The following is a 5,039-nucleotide window of genomic DNA, read 5'->3' on the forward strand; positions in this document are numbered from 1 at the left end:
CTGGTCGACCATCGTGTTGACGGTGTCCTTGAGCTCCAGGATCTCGCCGCGCGCGTCCACGGTGATCTTCTGGCTCAGGTCGCCGTTGGCGACGGCGGTGGTGACCTGTGCGATGTTGCGGACCTGCGAGGTGAGGTTGTCCGCCATGAAGTTGACGTTGTCGGTGAGGTCCTTCCAGACGCCGGAGACGCCACGTACGTGGGCGCGCCCGCCGAGGTTGCCCTCGGTGCCGACCTCGCGGGCGACGCGGGTGACCTCGTCGGCGAACGCGGAGAGCTGCTCGACCATCGTGTTGACGGTGAGCTTCAGTTCGAGGAGCTCACCGGTGGCCTCGACGGTGACCGTGCGGGTCAGATCGCCCTGGGCGACGGCCGTGGTGACGAGGGCGATGTCACGCACCTGGGCGGTCAGCCGGGACGCCATCGTGTTGACGGCCTCCGTCACGTCGCGCCAGCTCCCGGACAGGCCGCGGACCTTGGCGCGCCCGCCGAGCCGTCCCTCCGTGCCCACTTCCCGGGCCACCCGCGTCACTTCGCCCGTGAAGAGTGACAGCTGGTCGACCATCGTGTTGACGGCGCGGCCCAGGCGCCGCAGGTCGCCGCGGAGCTCCCGGGACCCGTCGTGCAGGTCGACGCGCTGCGTCAGGTCTCCGCCCGCGACGGCGTTCAGGACGCGGGTGGCGTTTGTGGCGGGCGCGACCAGTGAGTCCAGGAGCGAGTTCACCTCGATGATCCGGGTGGCCCAGCTGCCCTGCCCCGGGCTCGCCGTGAACCGCTCGTCGAGGCGGCCGTGGCGGACCATCTCGCGGCGTACGCGGAGGAGTTCGCTGTCGAAGTGCGTGGAGCGGTCCACCAGTTCGTTGAACACGGTGACCAGCTCCGCGACCAGGCCGGAGCTGGTGTGCGGGGCCTTGGTGAAGTTCCCGTCGCGCGCGGCCCTCATGACGGCGAGCAGGGCCCGCAGGTCGGCGGCGGATTCGGCGGAAGCAGCGGCGGAGGCGGAGGAAGCGGCGGCGGACGGATCACCGGGCGGGGTGGACTTGGCGGGCCGTTCGGGTGACCGCCTCGCCGGCGCCCCGGCCGAGGCGCGGTCCCGTTCCCCGGCCGGGGGTGGGATCTTGGCGCGGGCGGAGGAGACGGGGGTGCGCTCGGCGGGGATCACCCGGGGAGCGGGCCGGGCCGTCCCGGCGCCTGATGTGGCATCAAGTCCGGGTATCCCAGAGGCGGTTGACGGCGACTGGGCGGCCGGCCGTGACAGAGGGTCAGGGGCGGCCGGGGCCGGTGGCGGCGGGGCGCCGTCGGGCGGCGGGCCGTCCGGTGGCCGGATCACATCGGGTGCCCCGGCCGTCGTACCCGGCCGGTTTCGGCCGCCGGGGTCCGTGGGAGCCGCCGGTGGGGGAAGTGGGCCCGGAGCGGGCGCGGCGTCCGGGGCCGGAATCCGCGCAGGACTCGCCGGAGCGGCGGTTGTCGGAATCTGACCGCGTCCGAACGCGGGCGTAGCAGTGTTCTCACTCATGGTGGCCCACTTCGGTAACTCGGTGCTTATGGGCCCAGTCAGTCTGTCACTCTGTCCGTGTCGGCTGAGGCGTATTCAACCGAACTGCTCAGGAGCCGCACAGTGGGGGCCATTCCGATGCAACGGGAGACTACTTTTCGTGCTTCCGCCCAGCCGGTGGCCCGCCCCGGGCCACCGGCGGTGGTCCGCACGTCCCTGCCCGGGAACCCGCTCGCGGCCGCTGCCGCACGCCGGTTCGTGCGGGCGGCGCTCGCCGACTGGACGGAGCTCGGCGTGCCCGTCGCGGCCGGCATCACCGACCGGCTCGCCGACGACTCGGTGCTGCTGGTTAGCGAGTTGGTGACGAATGCCGTGGTGCACGCGGGCACGGCGGTCGAGGTGCTGTGCCGGTTCGACGAGGGCACGCCGGGCGAGAGCGTCGACGCCCTGGTCATCGAGGTGTCCGACCACCACCCGGCGCGCGCTGTCCGCAGCGAGCCGCGCGCTGCGCAACCCGGCACCCCGGAGTACGGCCGCGGTCTGCAACTCGTCGCCACGCTCTCCGAGTCCTGGGGCATCACCTACCGCTCCGGCACCAAGACGGTCTGGGCGCGGCTGCCCGCCGAAGGGCTCCCCGCCGTGCCGGAGATGGAGACGTACGCGGGTGAACAGGCGCTGCAGCGCGGGCTGCGCGCCGCCGAGATCCTGGCGCCGCTGCCCAATAGAGCCACGCACGACACGGACTGGATCAACCGGGGCGCCCTCACCTTCCTCGCCGAGGCGTCCGACCTGCTCTCCGGGCAGTTCGACGAGAACCTGGTCGCGGCGCTCGCCGGGCAGTTGCTCGTGCCACGGCTCGCGGACTGGTGCGCGGTGTGGCTGGACGACGAGGCGGAAGGACCCGGGCGCACCCCTGACGGGCGCGCGCCCGGCACCCGCCTCGCGCGCGTGTGGCACACCAGCGAGCAACGGATAGAAGAGCTGCGGCGGCTCCTGGAGAAGGAGCCGCCGCGGCTGACGGAGGCGGCGGGGTCCGGCGCGGTGGCGGTGCCGTGGCCCGGGGAGGCACTGGGCGGCGCCGAGTCGGCGGGCGCGGCGCTCGCGTACCGCCTGCTGGCGGGCGGGCGGCAGCTCGGCACGCTGGTGATCGGCCGGGCCGGGCTCGTGCGGTTCCCCGACGAGGCCACGGGCCTCGTGGAGGACTTCAGCCGCCGGGTCGCCCTCGCGATCAGCGCGGCCCGCCGCTATCAGCGCCAGGCCACCATCAGCCAGGTCCTGCAGCGCGGACTGCTGCCGAGCGCCGTCGCGGAGATCCCCGGCGTGGAGACCGGCGTCGTGTATGAGCCGCGGGAGCAGGGCGGCCCGGGCGGCGACTTCTACGACGTGTTCCCCGCCGGACAGGGCCGCTGGTGCTTCGCGCTCGGCGACGTCCAGGGCAAGGGGCCCGAGGCGGCCGTCGTCATCGGGCTCGCCCGGCCCTGGCTGCGGCTGCTCGCCCGCGAGGGATACCAGGTCGCGGAGGTCCTCGACCGCCTCAACCAGCTCCTCCTCGACGACGCGACGGAGGCCGCCGACGCGGCCGCGGCCGTCCTCGCCGTCGCGGGCGGCCAGGAGGAACCGACCGACGGCCCCACCTCGCGCTTCCTCTCCCTCCTCTACGGCGAGCTCGTTCCGCACGAGGGCGGGGTGCGGTGCACCGTGGCGTGCGCCGGGCATCCGCTGCCGTTGCTGCTCGGGGCCGACGGGCAGGTGCGGGCTGTTGCGGCGCCGCAGATGCTGCTCGGGGTCGTCGACGACGAGACGTACGCGAGCGTGAGCTTCGATCTTCTTCCCGGGGACACGCTGCTGTGCGTCACCGACGGGGTGACGGAGCGGCGCTCCGGGCGGCATCTCTTCGACGACGAGGACGGGCTGGCGCATGCGCTGGCCGGGTGCGCGGGGCTTGACGCGAGCCTTGTCGCCGAGCGGATTCGGCGGCTGGTGCACGAGTTTTCGCAGCGTCCGCCGGACGACGATCTTGCTTTGCTGGTGTTGCAGGCTCGGTGAGGGGCCCTGCCGGGGGCTCCCCAATCCCACCCCTTCCCGCTCCGCCCCCAGACCCCCGTATCGGCCTGAACGGCCTCGTCCTCAAACGCCGGACGGGCTGAAATGTGCCGGGCGGGCTGTTCCGGTGAGGAAAAGCCCGTCCGGCGATTGAGGACGAGCACGGCGCAGCCGGCGATCGGCGGCGGCCCCGGACGCGTACGGGACAATGGCAGGTATGCCTTCCGCACTGCCCGATGGTGAGCCCCTGCCCGAGGACGGGGCGCTGCCCGCGTCCGCCCTGGTCGGAGCGGGTGAGCGACCGCTCGGGTTCTACCTGCACGTGCCGTACTGCGCGACCCGCTGCGGCTACTGCGACTTCAATACGTACACCGCGACCGAGCTGCGCGGCACCGGCGGCGTCCTCGCCTCCCGCGACAACTACGCCGACACCCTCGTCGACGAGGTCCGCCTCGCGCGGAAGGTCCTCGGCGACGACCCCCGCCCGGTGCGCACCGTGTTCGTCGGCGGCGGCACGCCCACGCTGCTCGCCGCCGAGGATCTCGTGCGCATGCTGGGAGCCGTCCGCGACGAGTTCGGGCTCGCCGACGACGCGGAGATCACCACGGAGGCCAACCCGGAGTCGGTCGGCCCCGCCTATCTGAGCGCGCTGCGCGAGGGCGGCTTCAACCGGGTCTCCTTCGGCATGCAGAGCGCCAAGCAGCACGTCCTGAAGATCCTCGACCGTACGCACACGCCGGGCCGGCCCGAAGCCTGCGTCGCGGAGGCGCGCGCGGCGGGCTTCGAGCACGTCAACCTCGACCTGATCTACGGCACCCCCGGGGAGACCGACGACGACTGGCGGGCCTCGCTCGACGCGGCGATCGGGGCCGGACCCGACCACGTCAGCGCCTATGCGCTGATCGTCGAGGAGGGCACGCAGCTCGCGCGGCGGATCCGGCGCGGGGAGGTGCCGATGACCGACGACGACGTGCACGCGGACCGGTATCTGATCACCGAGGAGCGGCTCTCCGCCGCGGGGTTCCAGTGGTACGAGGTGTCGAACTGGGCCACGTCCGAGGCGGGGCGGTGTCTGCACAACGAGCTGTACTGGCGGGGCGCCGACTGGTGGGGGGCCGGGCCGGGGGCCCACAGCCATGTGGGGGGTGTGCGGTGGTGGAACGTGAAGCATCCGGGCGCGTATGCCGCCGCTCTCGCGGGCGGGCGGTCGCCCGGGGCCGGGCGGGAGGTGCTGGCCGAGGAGGATCGGCGGGTCGAGCGGGTGCTGCTTGAGCTGCGGCTTCGGGAGGGGTGTCCGTTGTCCCTCCTGAAGTCGGCCGGGCTTGCCGCGTCCCTGCGGGCGCTGGCTGATGGGCTGCTGGAGGCCCGTCCCTATGCCGAGGGGCGGGCCGTGCTCACCCTGCGGGGGCGGTTGCTGGCCGACGCGGTCGTGCGGGACCTGGTGGACTAGCGATTCGGCTGGGGCTTCGCCCCTGTCCCCCTTTTTCGGCGCTTCGCGCCTC

3 protein-coding genes are annotated in these 5,039 nt (G+C 73.3%); 2 read left to right on the forward strand and 1 reads right to left on the reverse strand.

Annotated elements, in window-relative coordinates; genetic code table 11:
- A partial coding sequence (locus STRAU_RS31975) for a HAMP domain-containing protein (protein ID WP_158692176.1) occupies positions 1–942 on the reverse strand: 942 nt, incomplete at its 3' end.
- 675 nt (positions 943–1,617) lie between these two features.
- Here STRAU_RS31975 and STRAU_RS31980 point away from each other — a divergent pair.
- Positions 1,618–3,540: a SpoIIE family protein phosphatase gene (locus STRAU_RS31980; protein ID WP_397893140.1), complete on the forward strand. Its 1,923-nt coding sequence runs from the start codon at positions 1,618–1,620 to the stop codon at positions 3,538–3,540.
- Between the two features lie 214 nt (positions 3,541–3,754).
- Positions 3,755–4,987: a radical SAM family heme chaperone HemW gene (gene hemW, locus STRAU_RS31985; protein WP_016644556.1), complete on the forward strand. Its 1,233-nt coding sequence runs from the start codon at positions 3,755–3,757 to the stop codon at positions 4,985–4,987.
- The last annotated feature ends 52 nt before the right edge of the window (positions 4,988–5,039 follow it).

The organism is Streptomyces aurantiacus JA 4570 (assembly GCF_000414115.1).
GTDB lineage: Bacteria > Actinomycetota > Actinomycetes > Streptomycetales > Streptomycetaceae > Streptomyces > Streptomyces aurantiacus_A.

Bases quoted from the DNA above. Each gene is read 5' to 3' on its own strand.
- hemW (WP_016644556.1), top strand. From the start codon at position 3,755: ATGCCTTCCGCACTGCCCGATGGTGAGCCCCTGCCCGAGGACGGGGCG.